General features: G+C 56.9%; 15 protein-coding genes and 1 tRNA gene. 5 read left to right on the top strand and 11 right to left on the bottom strand.

Annotated elements, in window-relative coordinates; genetic code table 11:
• Window positions 1-253: 253 nt before the first annotated feature.
• Entirely contained in the window at window positions 254-1,714 is a 1,461-nt protein-coding gene (locus FMF02_RS12330; protein WP_141413353.1) for a fibrobacter succinogenes major paralogous domain-containing protein, read from the top strand.
• Window positions 1,715-1,816: 102 nt separating this feature from the next.
• Entirely contained in the window at window positions 1,817-2,311 is a 495-nt protein-coding gene (locus FMF02_RS12325; protein ID WP_026074706.1) for a 3'-5' exonuclease, read from the top strand.
• Window positions 2,312-2,462: 151 nt separating this feature from the next.
• Here the strand turns inward: FMF02_RS12325 and FMF02_RS12320 are convergent, their stop codons facing one another.
• The 8 genes from FMF02_RS12320 to FMF02_RS12285 all read right to left on the bottom strand — a co-directional run bounded on the left by FMF02_RS12320 (window position 2,463) and on the right by FMF02_RS12285 (window position 14,274).
• Window positions 2,463-3,725 carry a metal-dependent hydrolase family protein gene (locus FMF02_RS12320; protein ID WP_141413352.1) on the bottom strand — a complete coding sequence of 421 codons (1,263 nt, stop codon included), beginning with the start codon at window positions 3,723-3,725 and terminating at the stop codon, window positions 2,463-2,465.
• A 23-nt stretch (window positions 3,726-3,748) separates the two neighbouring features.
• Window positions 3,749-4,420, bottom strand: a complete 672-nt coding sequence (locus FMF02_RS12315) for a MarC family protein (RefSeq protein ID WP_034779305.1) — start codon at window positions 4,418-4,420, stop codon at window positions 3,749-3,751.
• A gap of 684 nt (window positions 4,421-5,104) precedes the next feature.
• Window positions 5,105-5,428 carry a hypothetical protein gene (locus FMF02_RS12310; RefSeq protein WP_019129453.1) on the bottom strand — a complete coding sequence of 108 codons (324 nt, stop codon included), beginning with the start codon at window positions 5,426-5,428 and terminating at the stop codon, window positions 5,105-5,107.
• Between the two features lie 430 nt (window positions 5,429-5,858).
• Window positions 5,859-6,737, bottom strand: coding sequence for a fimbrillin family protein (locus FMF02_RS12305; RefSeq protein ID WP_141413351.1), 879 nt, complete (start codon window positions 6,735-6,737; stop codon window positions 5,859-5,861).
• A gap of 19 nt (window positions 6,738-6,756) precedes the next feature.
• Window positions 6,757-8,343, bottom strand: coding sequence for a fimbrillin family protein (locus FMF02_RS13815; protein ID WP_141413350.1), 1,587 nt, complete (start codon window positions 8,341-8,343; stop codon window positions 6,757-6,759).
• 18 nt (window positions 8,344-8,361) lie between these two features.
• Window positions 8,362-9,936, bottom strand: a complete 1,575-nt coding sequence (locus tag FMF02_RS12295; RefSeq protein WP_162502310.1) for a fimbrillin family protein — start codon at window positions 9,934-9,936, stop codon at window positions 8,362-8,364.
• A gap of 13 nt (window positions 9,937-9,949) precedes the next feature.
• Entirely contained in the window at window positions 9,950-11,518 is a 1,569-nt protein-coding gene (locus FMF02_RS12290) for a fimbrillin family protein (protein WP_141413348.1), read from the bottom strand.
• A complete protein-coding gene (locus FMF02_RS12285; protein WP_141413347.1) occupies window positions 11,515-14,274 on the bottom strand; it encodes a fimbrillin family protein in 2,760 nt (919 codons plus the stop codon). Before FMF02_RS12285 ends, FMF02_RS12290 begins: the two co-directional genes overlap by 4 nt.
• 212 nt (window positions 14,275-14,486) lie before the next feature.
• Here FMF02_RS12285 and FMF02_RS12280 point away from each other — a divergent pair, with 212 nt between their 5' ends.
• Window positions 14,487-17,093: a M6 family metalloprotease domain-containing protein gene (locus tag FMF02_RS12280; protein ID WP_162502309.1), complete on the top strand. Its 2,607-nt coding sequence runs from the start codon at window positions 14,487-14,489 to the stop codon at window positions 17,091-17,093.
• A 24-nt stretch (window positions 17,094-17,117) separates the two neighbouring features.
• Complete coding sequence (locus tag FMF02_RS12275; protein WP_141413345.1) at window positions 17,118-17,531, top strand: hypothetical protein; 414 nt, start codon at window positions 17,118-17,120, stop codon at window positions 17,529-17,531.
• A 640-nt stretch (window positions 17,532-18,171) separates the two neighbouring features.
• Here the strand turns inward: FMF02_RS12275 and FMF02_RS12270 are convergent.
• Entirely contained in the window at window positions 18,172-18,996 is an 825-nt protein-coding gene (locus FMF02_RS12270) for a hypothetical protein (protein ID WP_141413344.1), read from the bottom strand.
• An 806-nt stretch (window positions 18,997-19,802) separates the two neighbouring features.
• Here FMF02_RS12270 and FMF02_RS12265 point away from each other — a divergent pair.
• On the top strand, window positions 19,803-20,009 hold the full coding sequence (locus FMF02_RS12265) for a hypothetical protein (protein ID WP_141413343.1): 207 nt from the start codon (window positions 19,803-19,805) through the stop codon (window positions 20,007-20,009).
• On the opposite strand, the gene FMF02_RS13925 is transcribed toward FMF02_RS12265, so the two are convergent.
• Both FMF02_RS13925 and FMF02_RS12255 read right to left on the bottom strand, forming a co-directional pair.
• Complete coding sequence (locus FMF02_RS13925; RefSeq protein WP_244611655.1) at window positions 20,006-20,272, bottom strand: hypothetical protein; 267 nt, start codon at window positions 20,270-20,272, stop codon at window positions 20,006-20,008. The genes FMF02_RS12265 and FMF02_RS13925 overlap by 4 nt on opposite strands.
• A 249-nt stretch (window positions 20,273-20,521) precedes the next feature.
• A tRNA-Gly gene (locus tag FMF02_RS12255) sits at window positions 20,522-20,593 on the bottom strand.
• Window positions 20,594-20,864 lie beyond the last annotated feature (271 nt).

The raw sequence follows: 20,864 nt of genomic DNA, 5'->3' as shown, positions 1-20,864 counted from the left end.
CTCCTCGCATTGCGGCGTCCTCGGGACGCCGGATCGGCTGCCGGCATGTTTCCGAAACGTGTTTTCCGGAGAGAGTCCATCGGAATAGGTGTCGGTAACGTACCGGCGATATACTAATTCCGGCCGTTCGAACGTTCCTACAACGGGCAAGAATTATTCCTAACCGTAAATAATTCGGCGGGTGTAGCGGATTATTCTCCGCTTTTTGGTATATTTGCAGATATTTTGGAAAATAACGAGTCGCTTTATACAAATGAAAAATCTGACAGTGAAAATCTTCGTGGGGCTGTTCGTCGTTGCGACGGTGCTGCTTCAATCGTGTAAAAAGGACAGCGAGACCTACTCGTTCCTCCTCAACGAACGGGGCGCTTTCGTCGAGGAGCCGGGCGGTACGACGTCGCTGGGCTTTACGGCGATCAACATCTCGTCGGTGACCCCGACGACCGTTCCTCAGGGCTGGTCGGTGACGGTCGACATGAACGAACGCCGCATCTCCGTGACTGCGCCGACGACCTTTCCCGACGACCCGAAGACATTGGCCGACGGGGAGGAAGAAGAGGAGGAGAATACCAACGTCAGATTCGGAACCGTCTATCTGACGGGACGTTCGTCCGGCGGATCGAGCGTTTCCACTTCGCTCTATGTTTCGCTCGCCGAGACGGTCGATCTCACGGGGCAACCCTCCAATTGCTACATCATCAACAAGTCGAATGCACGCTACTGCATCGACGTGACCCGCAAGGGCGAGGATACCGAAGCGACGATGTCGCCCGCCAGCGTGGCGATCCTGTGGGAGACGCCCTACAAGGTGATCGAATTCCCGAAGCTGGTCGACGGCAAGGCCTATTTCTATCATGCGATCGGCACCGACGACGATGAGAAGGAGTTTTTCAATCACGGAAACGCTCTCCTCGGCGCTTTCGATGCGGCGGGCAATCTGCTGTGGTCGTGGCACCTGTGGTGCGCGGAGTTCGATCCTGCCGACGAGCAGGTCGAACTGGGCGGCGAGGTGATGATGAAGCGCAATTTAGGTGCAGGCGTCGTTTCGGGCACATCCGAAGAGGATATTTTGGCTTCGTACGGTGTCTATTACCAGTGGGGGCGCAAAGATCCGTTCGTCGGGCCGCGCTACTACAACATGGCCGATTCGGCCGATGCGCAGGTCTACGACAGCCAGAATCTGCGCGTCTATCCCGAATACGCCGCGACGGATGCCGAGCGGGGGTCGGCGGGTTATGCCTCGGCTCATGCCATGACCTTCATCACGGGTACGAAGGAGAGCGGCTACAATTGGCTCCAGACGGCCGATGTGTCGTTGTGGGGGACGGAGAAAAATAATAACGACCCGTGTCCGAGAGGCTGGAAGGTGCCTTCGAAAGAGGTCTTCGCCGCTCTGCATATCAAGGACGTTATTTCGCCCGAGCTGGAGAAGAATTACGGTTTCACATTGAGCGACGGTACGAACGAAGCCTTCTTCCCCGGAGCCGGCCGCCGCAGTTTCTACACCGGCGCGCTGACCAACATGAACGACAACGAGGTGCGTCCGACTCCGTGGACGGGGTATTATTGGAGTTCGACGGGCGAAGGCAAAGAGGCCTATGCGATGGATTTCTCGTTCGACATCAACGGCACGCGTGCAGGCTCGTCGTTCCAGGGTGCGGCGTTGCAGTATGCCGCCGGCGGTATGCAGGTTCGCTGCGTGAAGATGCGCTGAGCGAACGAGCGCCTTCGCCTGTTGCGGGGGTGTATCGGATAGTGGAGGCCGGGGCGATTCCGGCCTTCTTTCGATTGTGATAGTTAAGAAAAAATGGAGCGGATAAGGGATTTCGCGGCGATTGATTTCGAGACGGCCAACGGGCAGCGCACGAGCGTATGCAGCGTAGGCGTGGTCGTCGTTCGCGGCGGCCGTCCGTCGGAGAGCATCTACCGGTTGATCCGTCCCTACCCCAACTATTACTCCGCCTTCACTACGGCGATCCACGGTCTCACGCGCAGCGATACCGAGAATGCACCGTCGTTTCCCGACGTGTGGGGCGAGATCGCTCCGCGAATCGAGGGACTGCCGCTTGTGGCGCATAACTCGCCCTTCGACGAGGGGTGTCTGCGGGCTGTCCACGCCCATTACGGACTACCCTATCCCGACTACCGTTTCCTGTGTACGTTGAGCGCTTCGCGCCGTCGGATCAAAGGGTTGCCCAACTATCAGCTCCATACGGTCTCCGCAGCCTGCGGATACCTGCTCGAACGCCACCACCATGCACTGGCCGACGCCGAAGCCTGTGCGGAGATCGCCCTGCGGCTTTTCGGATAGCTCCGCGGCTCATCCGTACCGTGCGGGGATTTCGCTGACGAACATCGAGATTCGGTTCGTATCGTACTTTTGGGTGAAGTCCTTCGCCGGAGGTGCGGGATCACGCTGAGAGTGCGTGCCGCCGAGGGCGGTGCGGCGGGCAGATTTCGAATCAGAGCGTGTTTTTGCAGACGACTCCGTCTTTGACGATGACGCGGAGATTGTCGTGCGGATTTTCCAGTACTTCGATCCGTTCGAGCGGATTGCCCTCGATTACCAGAAGATCGGCCAACGCACCCTCTTCGATAACGCCGAGATTGCCGGGATAAGGGTTGCGTGCGCCGGAAAGCGCCAGCAGACGGGCGTTGTCGCAAGTAACCATTCTGAGAATTTCGAAATTGGTGAACCACTTCTGCAACTTGACGATCCCGTGATTCTGATTTTTCGTATTGGCGGGATCGAACAACAGGTCGGTTCCCCAAGCCAATTTTACGCCGTGTTTTTTGGCGAGGCGGTATGTCCGATCCGTTCCGTTGCAGATTTGCAGGTGTTTGGCTTGCTGGACGGGCGACGGATAGGTGTTGTCCTCGACGGCGAAGGCCTGCATACTGAGCCATGCGCCGCTTTCGGCCAGCAGGGCCATCGTGGGCTCGTCGATCAGGTGCCCGTGTTCGATACTTCGCACACCGGCTTTCAGGGCCCGGGCGATCCCCCGCGGGTTGTAGACGTGAACCATCACATAGGTGCCCCAATCCTCGGCAGCACGGACTGCCGCACGGAGCTCCTCCTCGAAGAATTCGGTCACATCGAGCGGATCGTAGAGCGATGCGGCACCGCCGCCGGCCATCAGTTTGATCTGCGATGCGCCCTGCCGGAGGTTCTCGCGGACGGCTGCCGTCACGGCGTCGGCGCCGTCGGCGATTTTCGAGGCTCCGATCTGTTCGACGTGCGCCATTTCGCAGCCGCAACCTCCGTGGGCGTGTTCATAGATCATTCGGAAATCGCCGTGTCCCGAGGTCTGGGAGATCATGGCTCCGCTCGGATAGATGCGCGGGCCCCGGAGCGTCCCGCTGTCGATGGCCCGTTTGAGTCCGAAGACGGGACCTCCGGCGTCGCGGATGGCGGTGAATCCCCGTTGCAGGGTCTCCGCAGCCTCCCGTCCTGCCATGAGATGTGTATACGAGGGATCGCCTGCTAGCAGGTCCGTCATCGTGTTGCAGCACAGATAGGCGTGCCAGTGCGCATCGATGAGACCGGGCATCAGAAATCGTCCCTTTCCGTCGATCACCGTGACGGGCCTTTCCGACGGCGTTTCGATGGGAGCGGCCGAGATCGTCTCGATCCGATTGTTCCGGATCAGGAGGTTGCCGGAGAAGGTGCGTGCGTCCTTTCCGTTGAAAATTTCGACGTTGTTCAGTAAGAGCTGCGAGTCCATACGACGAATGATTTTCCGGCGGTTTACAGTGCCGTCAGGTGGAATATTTTGGCGATGCCCGTCACCACGATCTGGATGCCGACGCAGAAGGTGAAGAACGCGACCATTTTATTGATGACGATGCTGCCGTTGTCGCCGATTTTTCGGATGATCTTTTGTCCCTGTGTAAGAAACAGGTAGAGGATCGAGCACATCAATACGATGACGACGGCGATGATCGCGTAGTTGAGCAGGCTACGGACCCAGTCGCCGCGGATGCTGGCCGAAGCCATCATCGTGAGAATGACCGAGACGCTGCCGGGGCCGATGCTGATCGGAAAGGTAATGGGATAGAATATCCGGGATTCGACCGCCCGCAGACTGATGGGGTCGGCGTTTCTTTTCGATACGCGGCCGGCCGAAGCGTCGGAGTCGCCGAGCCATTGCAGCGCCGTGCGACAGATGAGCAGGCCGCCGCCCAACTGGATGATCGGCAGCGACAGGTCGAAGAGCGCGAGTACGAAATGCCCGACGGCCAGACTTCCCAGGCCGACCAGCAGGTAGTCGGTGACGATTCTTCGGATGATGGACATGCGGGTCTTCTGGTCGAGTCCCGACAAGAATCCGTTCACGAGAAATCCCGCCCCTACGGGATTCGCCACAGGAAACAGCGCCATGAAGGAGGATATGAACATGAAGATAGAGCCTTTGATCATTTTGAGTTTATGCTACCGGTAAATCTGCGATATGGAAATTCCGTCGGGTCAGCGGCGGACGACTTCGATCGAAACTCCAAATCTGGGGCCAAACGCGGATCTCGAAAGCGGAGTCCTTCGGGCGAACGGGAAAAGAAAGGGCAGCCGAAGGCGGCCTGACGAAACTGCCGGAAACATCGCCGGCCGAGGTGCCGGCTTTTGCGCTGCCGTATGTGGTGAATGCATTGCCTATGTCGACAGCGGCAACTGGTTATCGTTCGATGGCGGGCGCCGGCCGCTGACGTACGAGCGTACGTTTGGAAGTATCCCTGCCGGATAAATGAGGCGGATGAACGACCGGATGCACGGAAGCAGAACTCCGTCGATATTGTACGACAGCTTGGCTCGGCGACCCTGGATTTGATTGAGGGCAATTAAATAGCAATATAATTTTGTATTTTGAAATATGTTTGTTAATTTAGTATCAGATTTATGATATAGACTATTTCGACAGCTGTTTATTCAATCAGAAGGTCTGGTAAACTAAGCGACAAAGATGAACAGCTAAGGGCCGTTATATGCGCGGTTCTTGGCGAGTTTTTGTCGCTTTTAGGATTACCAGACCTTTTGAATTCACGATTGGCGAGCCAAGACCGCGCATATTGTTGAAACGAACATTTCAAACAATATGCCATCATGAAAAACTCAAAACAAAAGACGCTCCGACATGGGAGCGCAGTCTTCACGGACAAACATTGTCTCTACCGCATCGCCGTCGTTCGGTATGTCGATTCGTTGTTTTACGAACCCGGCGACGCCTGCCGGTGCCACAGCCGATGCTACTCGCTCATCGTTCGGGAGCTGTTCGGTATCGGAAAGAACACTTTCCGCCACTATCTGCACTACCCTTCCGACCGTCTTACCGGTGTCGTGATTCCTCGGAAACTCAGGGAGCTGCTGAGACTCTATGTGATATTGGTCAAGAGATTGCCGGCAACGCAAGTAGCGGATTGCCTGCATGAGTTTCATTGCCGGAAGGGACAGTTTCCGGATACTTCGCATCGGCATGGGAGGATGTAGCTATCGCCGATCGACGTTGCAAGAAGGCGGCCGTGTCGTCCGTTCTCCGGCAATCCGGATGAAAGCGATTCCGAAGCGGAACCGTTCGCCGGAGAAAATAAGCGAGGTACTGCAATACGCCGATTTTGAATTCGCAAATCTGATGTGTTTGCATTCGGTCATTGCAGTTCGCTCGGGTTGATGAAAATAGTCAAAAGCCTCCTGTGCCCGACCATGCGGTCGCGGATTGTCATTCTGCGATTTTAGGCGAAGAACGGGGGAAGAATACGAAACGGTAAACAAGAACCCGAAGGCGTATGGTTTCATAAAAATATCCCGTCCATTCGGGACGGGATATTTTTCGGAAGCGTGTATCGAACGACTGCCTGCGGCGGAGTCGTTACAGCGGCATCGAGGTGATGCGGATGCTGGTAGCCGAGACATTCGTGCGGTTGAGGCGAATCTCGAAGCGGTAGTATTTGCCGCCGTCGAGCACCAGCTCCTCGTTGGGCGCATAGAAGAATGTCTCGTCGCCCAGCGCGATTTCGAAGAGTATCTCGCCGGCGGCGAGCGTCTGCGGAACGACGATGAGTTGCATCGGTTCGATTGCCTCGCCGGTGACCTTCGCGCCGTTGCCTCGCGGTGTTAGATCTGCCGGTGTGCCGGCTTCGCTCACAGAACCGTCGCTCAGGTTGAACAGACAACTGCTCTTGACGTTTTTGGCCGTAACTGTCGCTCCCTTCAACTCATCCGCCGCAGCGAATCCTTCGCCTGGCATCAGCTCGATGTCGAGCCGTGTGAGCCGGTGCGAAAAGATCAGTTCGACGGCATCGGCCGTCGGGGCAACATTCTGCCGTACGGCGCTCATCAGGTCGCTGTTCGTGTAGTTGCGGCCTGCGCTCTGGTCGCTCTGCACGGTGAACGTGAAACTGCTCCCCGCGGTAAACTCCTCGCGGTAGGGATAGTAAGCGTAGAAATCGGCCGATTTCTCGGGGTATTTGACTGTCGGCATTTCGACGCCCTCCGCTGTTTGCGTACACAAACCATTGTTCAGGTAACGTGCGCCGTCGAGCGACGGTGCTGTCTCGCTCGTGCGGCTGAGGACGATGAGGCCGAAGTTGTCGCCCTCTTCGAATGCGACATCCGTCGCGCGCGTGGCGGCCTCGACGCCTGTCGAGAGGCGAATGCAGGGACGTTCGGCCGCCGGAGCTCCCTCCTCTTTGGAACATCCAGCCAGCAATGCGATCGCAGCCGCAAATATGATGAGTTCGTTTTTCATGATTCTTTTCGTTTAACGTTTAATCTTTGAGACAGCGAATCGAACATCCCGTCTCCTTGCCCCATGAACTGCCGGTCGAAAGAATCTGGTCGGAGGCATCCAGACGGGCGTAGGAAGCCGACAATGGATAGTCAGGAACGGCGTCGGTCGTCCACCATGTCCCTTTCGAACCGAGAGTCTCGAACTGGTTCCATTTGCGGGCGCCGCCCGGCAGGGCGGTGAAACCGTAGTCGTCGGTGCCCTGATATTCGGGCTTCGATTCACCCCATGTGTCGCTCCATCCCGACGTAGATTTCAGCATGGCGCCGGCGTTGCTGCCCAGATAGTCGGAGAGTGTCTTCCACTCTTCAACCGACGGAATGTGCCATCCCTCGGGGCAGAGTTTTCCGGTGTTCGCCGCATGCCAGTTGTAGAGCATACCGTAGAGCTCGCTGTTGGTTGCGTCGTTGTCGTACAGACAGTAGGCCGCTTCCTCGCTGTTTTCGCACTGCGCCCATGCTTCTTGATCTTCGAGCAGGGTGATGGGAGTACCGTCGTTGTAATGCGTCGTGCGCAGATTGGCACCCGTCCATTGTTGCGTGCCGATGCGCACGATAGCGTATTCGTTGCCATCGATGTCGCGGACGACTTTCGCATCGAGGTCGGGGTCGACCTCGACAGTCTCCTCGCTCGATGCAGTGCCGGGCGTCCAGTCCTCGATCGTCGGAGAGAGTGCAACCTCGCCGCCCGCTGCGGCGCGGTTGATTGTCAGCGTGAAGGTGTAGCGCCTGCCTGCTTCGAAGGTCAGTTCCTTGTCGGTCGTGCAGCGGAAGTTGCGCTCACCGATACGAACGTTGAACAGGTAGCTGCGGGCGTCGATGTGCTGCGGCGGGACGATGGCTTCGACGCCGACGGCTTTGCCGTCCGATGCGCGGAACGATCCGTGCGGCGTGATGTTGGCCTTGATGGCCGGCGATGACACTTCGCCCGTCACGAAATCGACGTTGGCCACCTGCGCCATGTTCATTACCTGCACCTCGGCGGCGAGTATCCCGTCGACGTCGTCGTAACCTGTGCCGGGCAGCAGCACGAAATCGAGCAGCGACATCAGACGCTTGAAGTCGAGCGGAATCGCCTTCTCGGTGCGCGCTGTATTCTGGGCACGGGCGAGCATGTGATCGCTCGTGCGGAAAGCCTCGTCGTCGCTCTGGTCGAGCGCAACGGAAATCTCATAGCTCTGCTTGTCGTCGCTCAACCCCTTTTCGTTATAGGGGAAGTAGGCGTAGAAGTCGGAGAGTCCCGTATACTCCGTCGGCCAGAAACAGGGCGTGGTTCCGGTGAGCGTTCCCGCCGTCATCGTGAGCTGTTTGTTGTCAATATACCGTTCGCCGACAATGGCTGCGGCCGGATCGTCGGTCGACTCGACGCAGTAGATGCCGACGGTGTCGCCCTCCTCGAATGCGGTGCCCGTCGCACGGGTCAAGGGCACGATGGCCGGCGCGAAGCGGATTTCCGCAGGGAGTCCGGGGCCGCTCTCCTGTGGCATGTCGTTCGACTTTTCACAGCCGGCCATTGCAAGCGCCGCTACGGCGAGGGTCGTATAAAACACTATATCTCTTGTTTTCATAACGTGTTCGTTTGAGGGTTAAAAATCATGAACGCAGCGAACCGACATCCCACTGCACCGGTCACCGACGTATTGGTCGAGATTGTCCCCCTGCGTGCGCAGACCGTAGTAATAGGTCATTTCGCCTGAGAAGTCGCTGTCGCTCCACCAATAGCCGTTCGTTTCAGCGTAGTAGAACTTGGCCGTCGCCGTGTCGTTGGGGTCGGCGCGGAACGCACCGCCGGGCAGTCCGCCAAAGCCGCTCTCGTCGGTAGCCTTTTCGCCCGCAGGCCAGCCTGCCGTCGCTTTGAGTTTCGAGGCGATGCCGACCCAGGAGTCGAAGTCGTTGAGCGTACCGCCCAGTGCGGAACCCAGCTTGTTCCAATCGTCGACGGTGGGCACGTGCCACCCTTCGGGGCAGAGTTTGTGCGTGCTCACGGCAGCGCGGTTGTAAAGCAAGCCGTAACGTGCGGCGTTGGCGTCGTCGTTGTCGTAACTGCAATAGGCGCCTTCGATAGCAGCCATCCACTCCTTGCCGTCGGTGATATGGGCGATGGCGGTGCCGTCGTTGTATTTGGTCGTGTGAAGGTTCTCGTCCATCCAATACTGACGTCCGATGCGGATGATGCCGTAACTATTGCCGTCGCCATCCTCGACAGTCGTGCCCGTCGGCGGCAGAATTTCCTCGCCGTTCATCGACTCCTCGCCGCCGGGCAGCCAGTCGGTGACGGTGACGTCGGTCTGTACGGTGACGCCTTCGAACGATCGGCTTAGCACGAGCGTCAGCGTGTGACGTTTACCGCTTTGCAGGACGAACGTTTCGGAAGGCGAATACTCGAAGCGTTCGCCGTTCGCCGTAATTTCGACGAGCGGTTCGCCTGCTGCGGCATTCTGTGGAATGACGATGGCCGACAATCCCTCCAAACAATCGTCCTGCCGCGTCAGTGTACCGTGCGGCGCGATGTCGGCCGCCGCACCGGAAGTCGTGCTGCCGCCGTCGACGAATGAGAACGCACCTTCGTTCTTCAACCCTTTCAGAACGACCCCTGCCGAAGCGAAGTCGTCGAGCGTATAACCGTAACCGGCTTTGAGTACGATGTCGATACGGCTCATCGCATGGTCGAACTCCATCGCCACGTCGCCCGTGACGGCAGCGTAGTTTGTCCGCTTGGAGAAGCGCAGGTCGGCTGCCGTGTAGGCTGCGTCGTCCTGTTGGTCGGCAGCGAGCGCCAGCGGCAACGTGACGGCGCCGGCTTCGAGTGCGGTTTCACGGTAGGGAGCGTAGGCGTAGAGGTCGAACCGCAACTTCTTTGCTCCTGGAAACGCAATGGCGGGTGTCGAGACATAGGTGTCGCCCGAGCGAGTGAACTCCACGTTCGCATGGAGGCGTTCGCCGGCGAGCGCCTCTGAACCCTCGGCCGCTTTCTGTACAATGTAAAGACCGAAGCGGTCGAACGAGGGCGCCTGCCCGCTGTCCGACGCAAGGGCGCGGACGACAATCCGACCGTCGGATGGCTCCGGCGCCGCTGTTTCATCGCTCTTGCTGCAACTGCCTGCAAGCAGGAGCAAGGCTAACGAACCTGCCCAAATGCTATTATATTGTTTTTTGTCCATAATCGTGCGGTGTTTAGTTTCTGTAACGGATGCAACGGACGGAGTAGCCGGTTCGCTGCTGCGGCGAGGTGACATACACTGTCGGGCGGTTGTAGTAGAGATAGAACCCATTGGCCTGTGAAGCCCCCACTGCTGAACTGCTCCACCAATAGCCATAGCTTTCGAATTGCCAGTACGCGCCGTTATCCTCGCGCGAACCGGCAGGCAGCCCGTTGAAGCCGCTGCTGTTGGTACCCTGATAAGCGGGGTTTTCTTCTCCCTTGTATTTCCAGCCCGAGTCGCTCTTCATCCTGTCGCCGGCGATATCTTCACCGCCCAACAGTTCGATGGTCATGCGGATTTCATCGATGGTGGGCACATGCCACCCTTCGGGGCAAAGTTTGTTGGTGGCTACCGCGTAGTAATTGTAAATAAGACCGTAGCGTTCGACGTTGGCCGACTCGCCGTTCGGGTAGCAGTAGGCGTCCGTGCGAGTCGTTCCGTTGTTCGTCCACATTTCGGCGTCGTCCATTCGCGTGATGGGCGTACCGTCGTTATACCGAGTCGTGGCGAGGTTGGCGGCCATCCAATATTGCGTGCCTATTTTCACGACGGGATAGCTGTTGCCCTCGATGTCGGTGATTGACTTGGGCATGTTGTCGTCGACTTCGACAGTCTCCTCGACCGACGTACCCTCCGTCCATTCATGCTCGGTGACGTCCACCGTGACGGTAATATCCGGTACGGCCTGCCCCACCGTAATGGCGAAGTCGTACTGCATACCGGCTTTGAGCGTCAGTTCCTTGCCCAACGGGTAGGAGGCTTCGAATGTTCCGACTTTGAGATTGAGCACCGCTTCGTCGGCTGCGATCCGCTGCGGTGCGACGATGGCCGAAAGTCCCTTGATCGTCGATCCGTCGGGCACCAGCGTGCCATTGGGTGTCGTTGTTTGTGGATTCGACGATCCCGTAACGCTACCCGTCGCGAAGTCCACGTCGGCGGACAGGTCTAACGTCAAAGTGACCTTGGCATCGGCCAACTCATCGAGCGTGGGTTCTCCAGCCGTCGTGAACGAAAGGTCGATGCGCGAGAACATGCGGTGAAAAGTCATCTGCACGGCTCCCTGCTGGTCGGCTGGAACGAGTGCCGTCGCGGCCATGAAATCGGCAGCGGCGAAGTCTGCTGCGGCCGATTGGTCGGCCGCAGCCGTGACGGTCGCCGTCGTGCCGGCGAGGGGCATCCGGTCGGCATGAGGGGTATAGGCTGCCAGCGTACCGGCCGAAGGTTTGAGCATGAGTGAGGCTGCGCTTCGGAACAGGCCCTCCTTCAACGTGAGACGCGCATTGTTGATGTAGCGCGGTGCATCGGCCGTGAATGCGCCCTCGACGGCGAAGAGACCGATGGCTGCACCGTCGTCGAAGATGCCGTCGGCCGACGTACTGTTCCATGAGGAGAACTTGCCGTCGATGAGTATAGGCTGCGTGGCGGGCGGCTCCGGCGTTTCGTTCGGATCGTCGCCGTCGCCACATGCTGTGGCGCCGACGAGCAGGACTCCCGCCCATGCGAGGGCGAGTAGTTGCAAATGATAGCTGTATCGTTTCATAAATCGCTTGTATTCGTTGATTTTATGCAGCGGACATACATGCCCGAGTAGAGGTAGGATTGCGCAATGTAGGGCATGTTGGACAGATAGAGGTATCCGGGGCTATCGTCTCCTTTATAGGATGTCCAGATGCCGGCATCGGATGTCAGCCAATAATAATAGGATTGGATGCCGCCGGGCAGGGCGCCGAATCCGGAAGCGTTGGTAGGATTGTAGTGGTTCCACCGGCTGTCGGGCGCCATAAGATCTGCCGCTTTGGGTACGGCGTCGAGCAGCGACTGCATCTGGTCCCAGTCGGGTACCGTCCATCCTTCGGGGCAGATTTTGCCTGTGTCGACGGTGTAGAAATTATAGAGCAGACCGTAAGTGGCTCGGTTCTCGGTCTTGTCCATGAAGTCGCAGGCAGTAGGAGTCGTAAAGGTATCCCACGATGCCTCCTGTCCCTTGCCGATAGGAATTTCGGTGCCGTCGTTCAGATGCAGTGTTTTGAGGTTTGCAGCCATCCACGTTAGGCCGCCGATCTCCACGACGGGATATTCGTTGCCGTCGATGTCCTTGACCGTCGCTGCGGGTTCGGGCTCTGGTTCGGGTTCGGCCTTTTTTATGCAGCGGACAGACAAGCCGGCGCTTTCGTAATACGACTGAGAAATCATGGTCGTTCCGCCGAGCGTGAAACTGGCCGGCCCGCTGTCGCTTGTGTAGGATGTCCAGAAATAGGCGCTGCCTCTTTCCCAGAAGGCCCACGACGAGTTGCCGCCCGGCAGTGCGCTGAATCCTGTCGTATTGGTCGGGTCGGAGGCGAGTGCCGTCCAGTTATCGTCGGGTGCCATCAGGGCGACATTCTGAGCAATAGAACCGTAAGGCAAAGCGTCCGTCTGCTCCCAGTCGGGCACTGTCCAGCCTTCGGGACAGAGTTTCCCAGTTGCAACAGTATAGAAGTTGTAGAGCAGACCGTATTTTTCCTCATTTTCGCTCTTGTTCATAAAGATACATGCGGCAGGCTCGGTCTGTCCGTCCCATGCGGAGCAGCCGCCTTCGATGACGGGAATCGGCGTGCCGTCGTTCAGATGCTGTGTTTTGAGGTTGGATGCCATCCAATAGAAGTCGCCGATTTTCACGACGGGATATTCATTGCCGTCGTAGTCCTTGACCGTCTCTGTCGGTTCGGGTTCCGGCTCGGGTTCCGGAACATCTTCGTCTTCGATGCAACGGATGGACATGCCTGCGTATTTGTAATGCGTGTCTATACCAGAATACATCGCCAGATAGAGATAGGATGCAGGAAAGGTCTGCGTATCGTCGCAGGTCGAGCTCCAGAAGTAGGCGTCGCCCGTCATCCAGCCGTTGCCGACGGACATGCCGGCCGGCAATGCGGAAAAGCCTGTCGTATTGGTCGGATTGTAACCGCTGCTCCAATTCTCGTCGGGCGCCATCAGCGAATAGGCACCTTTCTCGTCGTTGAACGGCAGCAGCCCCAGCTCCTCTTTGGAGGGAACTTTCCAGCCTTTCGGGCAGAGGTCGCCCTTCTCGACCGCATAATAGTTGTAGAGCAGACCGTATTTTTCACGATAGTCCGCGTTATTCTCCGTGATGCAGGCGGCGGGCGCGGTCAGTGCGTCCCATGCGTCCGTGCCGCCGTCGACGACCGGTATCTCCGTGCCGTCGTTGTAGTGCGTGGTGCGGAGGTTGGCGGCGAGCCACTTCACGCCGTTGATTTCGATGACGGGATAGGTGTTGCCATCGTAGTCGCTGACAGAGGGCAACTCGGGTTTGGAGGCATCGCCCGTAATGACGCCGCCCTCCTGCCAATCGTCGATTTGGGCGCTGACGGCGAGCGTCGGCCCCTGCGGCGTCATGCCGATTGTAGCGGTGAAGAGATGGCTCTTGCCCGGCTCGAAGGTGAATTCCGAACTGGGTTTGTAGGCCATTGTCTTGCCTTTGAACGTAAAATAGATGACCGTCTCGCCCGCTTCGCGTGTCTGCGGGACTACGACGGCAGAAAGGCCGGTGACGTAGTCGCCCTCGATTCGCGTCGTGCCGTAGGGACGGATGTCGGTCACGTCGGCCGGCTCGCCGAATGTCTCGGCATCGACATCGTAGAGTGCCGTACTGCAAAAATCTTTGAGGAGCACCTCGGCTTCGAGCAGCTCGTCGGCAGTGACGCCGTCGCCTGCCGTCATACGGATCTGCATGAGACTCAGGATATGACGGAATGCGACGGGAACAGCCTGCCCGTCCGGCTTCACGTTGCGCGTGACAGCGACCATCCAGTCCGAAGCCGTGCGGCTCGCGGCGTCGCTTTGGTCGGTCGCGACAGCGACGGCGAGCGACGAGGTATTGGACCGGAATCCGGTCTGATTATAGGGATAGTAGGCGTAGAAGGTATTGGCCGTCGTGGCATCGGGGAAGTAGGCAGTTGCCGATGAAACGAATTGTCCGTCGCGGTAGACGAACTTCACGTTGTCTTCCCAGCGTGAACTTGAAAGAGGTTGTTCGCGGCCATCGCTCCACGGCACGACGCTCAGGCCGATAGCGTCCTCCTCGTCGAAGGCCGTTCCGGTGACGCGCGTCGTAATGCTCGGCGCCAGTGTGATGCGCAGGTTCGTTTCAACACCCCCCCCCTCCGGTTCGGTCGTCGAACATGACGGGGCGATAAACAGACCTGTAACGGCCGATAACGAAACAAGGCCGTTCAGGGAGAGACGGGTCACCGTGCGGCGCCACGTTCTCCGGTGATTTGGGTACAGTTTGTTCATAACATATAATATATGAAGATATTGTCAAGGGACACGGAACGCATACTCTCCGCAGGCATTGGGGACGACCGCCGGCAGAGGTGTCGCGTCGGTATGCGTTTCGCACAAATATAATAAAAAATCATAAAAAACGTTCGTTTCAAATTTTTTTCGTACATTAGCTACTCGAACCGATGCGGCACTCCTCGTGCTGCTATCATGTATCGTCATTTATGAATCGAGCGAACGAAACGATTGTACGGTTTGCGACATGCGTGCTGGCCGTCGCGATGATATGCGTGCCGACATCGCTATGGGCGGCGGATACCGGCAGGCTTGCCCGTGTGCGGCAGGCGGACGGCACGACGCTGTCGCTGCGAATTTGCGGCGACGAGTTTTTCCACTATGCTGTCACCTCCGATGGTTATTCCGTCGATCAAGGTCCCGATGGTTTCTACTATTATCTGGTCGAGCGTGACGGCCGTCCCGTGCGCAGCAATGTCCGCGTGTCTGAGCGCGGCCGCCGCACAGCCGACGAACGCCTGCTGTTGGAGACGTTGCGCCCGGGCGTGGTGGCGACGGCGTTGCGCGCTCGCGCGCGTATGCTGCGCAGCGAGACGCGCGCCGGACTGGAAACGGGATTCCCTACGACGGGCGAAATCCGTTCGGTGGTGATTCTGGCGGCGTTCAGTGACGTCGGTTTCACGGTGCCCGATCCGCAGCGTGCTTTCGAACGGATGCTCAATGAGGAGGGGTATTCTGACAACGGAGCGCTCGGCAGTGCGCGTGACTACTACCTCGATAACTCGGGAGGACGGTTCCGCCCGACCTTCGACGTGGTGGGTCCTGTGACGCTCGACCATCCCGTCGCTTATTACGGCGCCAATACTGATTATCGCGACGAGAATGCCGAACGAATGATTATCGAGGCCTGCCGCAAGGCGGAGCGTGCCGGCGTCGACTTCTCTCAGTACGATTTCGACAATGACGGTAAAATCGACAACGTCTTCGTCTACTATGCCGGTCACAACGAATCCGACGGCGGCGGTATGAATACCGTGTGGCCGCACCGGGGTGAAATATCCTATCCGGGCGAGATGCTCGGCGGCAAGGAGCTGTGCGTCTACGCCTGTACGTCGGAGCTGAGCGGTTCGCCCGATTTCGACAGCCGCATGGCCGGCATCGGAACCTTCTGCCACGAGTTCGGTCATGTGCTCGGCTGGCCCGATTTCTACGATACGAACGGTAGCGATTTCGGTACGGGAGTCGGCGTCTTCAACTGGTCGCTCATGTGTCAGGGCAGTCGGAACGACGGAGGCCGCACGCCGCCGTCGCTCACGGCGATGGAGCGCATGATGGCGGGATGGCTGACCCCGACGACGCTCACCCGTTCGGGTGACTACGAACTCAATCCCATTCAGCAAAACGAGGCCTACCTGATTGCGACCGATACCGAAGGTGAATTTTTCCTGCTCGAAAACCGTCAGCAGACGGGATGGGACAGAGCGCTCAAAGGACACGGCATGTTGATTTACCACGTCGACCGTTCGCAGCGGATCGTCGAAGGATACTCGGCCCGCGACCGTTGGACTTACAATATGCCTAATGACGTGGCCGGCCATCCCTGTTTCCGCCTCGTGACGGCGCGTCCCGATTCGGGTGACGGCTATGAGGCGTTCATGCCCTATCCCGGCGAGACCGGAAACACGGAGTTCTCGGCCGCCAGCCGGCCGGCAGCGCAGAGCTGGTCGGGAGCCTCGCCGGCGGCCGAGCTGTACGACATCTCGGAATCCCCGGAGGGCGTCATCCGTTTCTCGGTGCGTATGGCCGAAGGAAGTATCGAGGAAGTTCGTATCGAGGGGCGCGAGCGGGCAGTTGCGGGCGACACGATTCTCCTGCGTGCTATCGTGATGCCCTCCGGTGCCGTCGGGGAGCTGGCGTGGAGCAGTTCCGACGAAACGGTCGCTTCGGTCGACGGCGAGGGTGTCGTGCATTGCCTGCGGGCGGGTATGACAACCGTACGTGCCGTTGCCGGATCGACTGGTGCGGCTGCGGCGTTCGATATAGAGGTGGTCGACGGACGGATGCTGCGCGGTCGTGTATGTAACGGGAAAGGCGAGGCAGCGGCCGGTGCGACGATCGAGATGTCCGACGCCGCCGGCGAGCGAGTCGCGACTTTCGTCAGCGGTGACGACGGCTGCTTCACCAGTGAGGTGGACGAAGTGACGGCAGGCGACTATTCGCTGCTGCTCACATGCGAGGGGTATCCGGTGCAGGCTGTGCCGGCGACGGTAACGGAGGGCATGACGCTGCTCGAAGTGCCGCTGCTCCGATCCGACGAGTTCGATCGGGGCGACGGGACGTTCGAGGTTGCCGTGCAGCCATTCGAGCGTTCGGCCTTCGTGACGTGGAGTGCTTCGAAAGCCGAAGCGTGGCGCGTGCAGTGGCGGCCGATGGATTCGGCTTTCTATATCGGTACGGAGACGGTCGCCGAGGCGCAGTTCGATATCGATGATCTGGAACGGCAAAAGGACTATGTCGTACGGATCGCCGAGCTTTCCGGCCAGGCGGAGCGGAGCTATCGGATCGCCTATTTCACGACGGCGGCACAGAGCGGCCGTTATGCAGGCATGGCTTTGCAGTCGGAGTATGCCGTCGGAGCGCCTGTATTGCTGAAAGCGATCAACGTCTCCGACGAGGCGCAGTTGAGCTGGGCGGTCGACGGCGAGGCGACTACCGAGAGCGTCGTGCGGCTTGCGGCCGGCGAACATGAAGTCGAGTTACGTGTGACCGACGGCGGTCGCACGGAGATTATAACGAAGTATATCAAAGTAGAATAAGTGATGGGAAATATAGCGTTCCGCATGGAAATTGCGGCTGTTTTAGCGGTCGCCGCAGTGATGACCGCCTGCGAGAAGGGCGGTGAGACCGTGGAAAACGGTTCACCCGAGTGCGAGGCATTTCTCGCTGCGGCGACCGAATACGGACTTTACAGCGACGGTGTGCCCGTGCGGGTATTCTGCCGCACAGCGGATCAGCTGGTGCGTGACAGCGAGGGAACGACGCTCCGCATCCAGAATACGGAGCAGAGCAGCGTGCTGGCGTGCACCTTCTCTTCCCGTCCACAGAGCGGCGTGACGATAGTCGCACGCTACGAGGGTACGGGGTTCGCTCTGAAAGCCGGCAGTGCCGAATTCGAGGTGGTGAAGACGGCCGACACGAAGGCGTGGCTGTGGTGCGAGGCGCAGGGACTGGGCATCGTAGCTGATACGCGATAACGGTTGGCGACGGAAGCTGGTCTCGGTGTTTTTCGGATTTGGAAGGGGCGGTGCGTCCGACGACCCTGAAATTCAGGGTGGCGGTCTGTAAATATCTTAACCTATCGCGGTGGAATAGGGCGCAAATAAATGTCCGTATAGTATGAATACGTTCGTAAAATCGGACAGGTGACGATATGGAAACGCAGTCGTAAACTCTGCTTTTTTGCGTTTTCTTGTCCGACTGTTTCCCGAATCTTGATTTTCGAAGAATTATCACCCCCCCCCTCCTCTTGCTCAGTCGACGGCTGTTTCTTTGAAACAGCCGTTTGACGGATATTACTTGCTGATTATATGATTTGGCGACGGTTCATCTTTCCGTTAGCGCCGTGCTTTACCGCTCTGGATAACTAATCACGATAACAGGAATATTCGTTCGCCGGATATTATTCCATAACCCGCCGACGGAACTAAATACGCTGATTCGATTCCGTTGACGGGTTATAAGAATAAGAATTTGTTTTTATGGATGGAAATAATTTTAATCGTTTTGAACCGATCTGTTTTTGGAGGTTTCCGTATTATATTTTTGTCTCAGGAGGTAATCGGGAAGATAAAGAGTTTTATATGTTGACTTAAACTACCTCTCTCTACCTTCGAATTAGGCGGACGCTGCTACTGCTCCTGCAATGACTCCAACAGCGAGGCAGCCTCCGACGAGGTATGCGGTTGCAGCGTAATTTTGCCCTTCAAGGAAAACGCAAAAACTACGATTTGCATAAATAGGATTATTGACGACTCGGGCCTTTTTGAATTTACGGAGGCTTTGGCGTTTGTCCAGCACAATGTCGTTAACATAGTTCGACACTGTTATATCCTGTGTTTCCGCGAAATCTTCCGTTTGAGAATAACGCAATACGCCTCGTACCGAATAGGGCGTGTTCGTATTCTCGAAATGCCATGTCCGGCCGATTTTACGGGGGCGGAAGCCTATCTGGGCGAAGTCGGAAGCATCGATTGTCCAATCGCAAAGTTTGTAGACCGCCTTAGGGGCGAGTGCTAACACACGCTGTTCTTGAATCGTCGTCGAATTTTGTGTAGTACGTCCTCCGCCGACGTTCATGCCGTTCATGAGTGTTCCGGCAATCCCTCCGATTCCGACAGCATTGGCGACACTTCCCAGATTGATTCCGACGCCCGAGTTTTTCTCCTTACCGCTCGTGTAGGATGCATTGGAGAAAAGGCAAGTCGGCGTATTGTTTTTGTAAGAAAATGAATTTCCTTTGTCGATGTAGAGCGTTCGGTCCGATTTGTTTGCCACTATCCAACAGGGGTGTCCGCCGTCGATTCCGATCATGACTTTGAGATTCTCGTCTTCATAGACGGCATTCGCTCCGTCGGCAAAGAAGCAGTAGACGCCCACACGTCGTGCCGACGCACTCCCGGCGCACAATATGATGCACGCCAACAAAATCAATTTTTTCATAAGTTTCGAAAAATGCCGTCCGCACCTCGGCGGCTTTAACAAAAAGAAAAGCGTGGTGCCGAAAACTTATTTCAACTGGACAGGTCGTAGGATTACCTTCGTGAAAAAATAAGCAACAGCCCCACGCCTATACCCCGAAGGATACGACGTAAGAAGATATTCGCCTATTCTTTTCACTGATGAATTTCCTACGTTCGTCCAGTCAAGAATAAACTTACACTTTCCGTGGTTCCAATATGTCAATGCAAATGTAGAAAACATATCCGGAAAATGCAATTGCCGTCTTCTTTTTTTTTCGAGCTGTTGCGAAAGCAAATTTCGGTAAAAAAATTCTGAAAATCAATATTGATTCTGAACAATGTTATTTCAATTTGGGGCCATTTGTTTGAATGAAAAATGAAAGCGGGACAGCCTTTTCGTTCCGACCCGCTTTGTGGTGAAATCTCCATTTCCGGCCTTTCCTCCGCTCGTTCGATGTCGGTTCCGATTTTCTGGTCAAATTCCTTTTGTTGCTGTTCGAACCACGGGGCGTCTGTTGCGTTTGCTGTGAACTTGACCCCGCTCGGCCCGATGGTCTTGCAATAGTTTTCCCATTTCGACAGTCCCTTTCGTGCGGGAACAGGTTATCGATGCGGACGGATGTTTTCAATAGCTGTTGTGCCTTCTGTTTAAGGTTGGCGACCTCTTTCTCATATCCGGTGTGCATCGTTTAATCTCTTGTTGCAGTTTTCCGATTCGCTGGTACTTGTCGGCAATTATCCCCTGCGAGTCTGTGATCTGCTTTTCGTATTGCAAGGGTTCGGATCGTGGAACAACGTTCCGATTCGCTCGACGGCTTCGGCCGTGGCATCTACGTCCATACCTTTGAGTTTGCCGGCTTCGATCCCGCGGCGGGGCTGCGCAGGTTCCTCGGCTTTCGCCGGCTCCTCTTTCTTCTTTCGTCATTGTTCGTCGATGGCGTCATAGTCCGTCCGCACGGCCTTCCACTGCGCCTGCAAAGCTGTAATATCTAACATCTACCGGCAGCGTTTCTTGCTGCCCTTTCAGATTCTCGATCTGCTCGGTGATCGTGTTTTTCGGGCGAATACCTTGCGGTAACTGCGTGGAGACCGCGTTCCAAACGCTGGTTCCGATATTCCGGTACGGCCTGACACTGCGTGTGGATTTCGGAAATTTGGCCGGAGGTCGTGATTCGGGCATAGATCGGTGCTTTGCCCTTCTTCGTGAGTTTCGTCTTCTTGCAGAAGAAGACCACGCTGAATGTCGTGCGTTTCATCATGCTGCATGGGTTGAATCGGTTAAACGTATGCAGCATAGAGATTATTGGACGCAAAACGATGTAATTCAACGCATCGGTCGTAAATCGTGACCTCTTTTCGGTTCGAGCGAAACAGGTCACGATTTAGGTCTGAGTAACCTGCTTTTTTATGCGCTCGAATACATCGCCTAAAAACGAAAAAACCTTACATATCGCTGATACATAAGGTTTTTTACTCGATTTACTTCTTCCTTCAAAGAAGCCCGGAGCGGGAAACGGGATTCGAACCCGCGACCCTCAGCTTGGGAAGCTGATGCTCTACCCCTGAGCTACTCCCGCATTGCATGTCACTTTTCGATGGAAAAACTCCGAAAGCAGGACAAAAGTAATAAAAAAACGGTGAATCTCCAACTGGTTTCGCATTTTTATGGGGCGTCGCCCGAAAAAAAAATCTGAATCGATCGTATGGTGTTATCTTGTTGTACCGTTCCTGCGGGTAGAATCCGTCTCTCGACACATAATTTTTGTACGATGTCGCGGTCTGTCGGGACGGGGCGTGAGAAGACCGGCTGTTGCGACGGGACGGTCCGATGTCGTAAAATTTTTGCCG

It is taken from the genome of Alistipes communis, assembly GCF_006542665.1.
Taxonomy (GTDB): domain Bacteria; phylum Bacteroidota; class Bacteroidia; order Bacteroidales; family Rikenellaceae; genus Alistipes; species Alistipes communis.
The sequence above is the reverse complement of the archived record's forward strand: the minus strand, read 5'-3'. Positions and strand labels throughout refer to the sequence as shown.

Excerpts from the sequence above, each read along its gene's own strand:
- FMF02_RS12330 (WP_141413353.1), top strand. The coding sequence starts at position 254 with ATGAAAAATCTGACAGTGAAAATCTTCGTGGGGCTGTTCGTCGTTGCG.
- FMF02_RS12320 (WP_141413352.1), bottom strand. The coding sequence starts at position 3,725 with ATGGACTCGCAGCTCTTACTGAACAACGTCGAAATTTTCAACGGAAAG.
- FMF02_RS12315 (WP_034779305.1), bottom strand. The coding sequence starts at position 4,420 with ATGATCAAAGGCTCTATCTTCATGTTCATATCCTCCTTCATGGCGCTG.
- FMF02_RS12310 (WP_019129453.1), bottom strand. The coding sequence starts at position 5,428 with ATGAAACTCATGCAGGCAATCCGCTACTTGCGTTGCCGGCAATCTCTT.
- FMF02_RS12305 (WP_141413351.1), bottom strand. The coding sequence starts at position 6,737 with ATGAAAAACGAACTCATCATATTTGCGGCTGCGATCGCATTGCTGGCT.
- FMF02_RS13815 (WP_141413350.1), bottom strand. The coding sequence starts at position 8,343 with ATGAAAACAAGAGATATAGTGTTTTATACGACCCTCGCCGTAGCGGCG.
- FMF02_RS12295 (WP_162502310.1), bottom strand. The coding sequence starts at position 9,936 with ATGGACAAAAAACAATATAATAGCATTTGGGCAGGTTCGTTAGCCTTG.
- FMF02_RS12290 (WP_141413348.1), bottom strand. The coding sequence starts at position 11,518 with ATGAAACGATACAGCTATCATTTGCAACTACTCGCCCTCGCATGGGCG.
- FMF02_RS12285 (WP_141413347.1), bottom strand. The coding sequence starts at position 14,274 with ATGAACAAACTGTACCCAAATCACCGGAGAACGTGGCGCCGCACGGTG.
- FMF02_RS12280 (WP_162502309.1), top strand. The coding sequence starts at position 14,487 with ATGAATCGAGCGAACGAAACGATTGTACGGTTTGCGACATGCGTGCTG.
- FMF02_RS12275 (WP_141413345.1), top strand. The coding sequence starts at position 17,118 with ATGGAAATTGCGGCTGTTTTAGCGGTCGCCGCAGTGATGACCGCCTGC.
- FMF02_RS12270 (WP_141413344.1), bottom strand. The coding sequence starts at position 18,996 with ATGAAAAAATTGATTTTGTTGGCGTGCATCATATTGTGCGCCGGGAGT.
- FMF02_RS13925 (WP_244611655.1), bottom strand. The coding sequence starts at position 20,272 with ATGAAACGCACGACATTCAGCGTGGTCTTCTTCTGCAAGAAGACGAAA.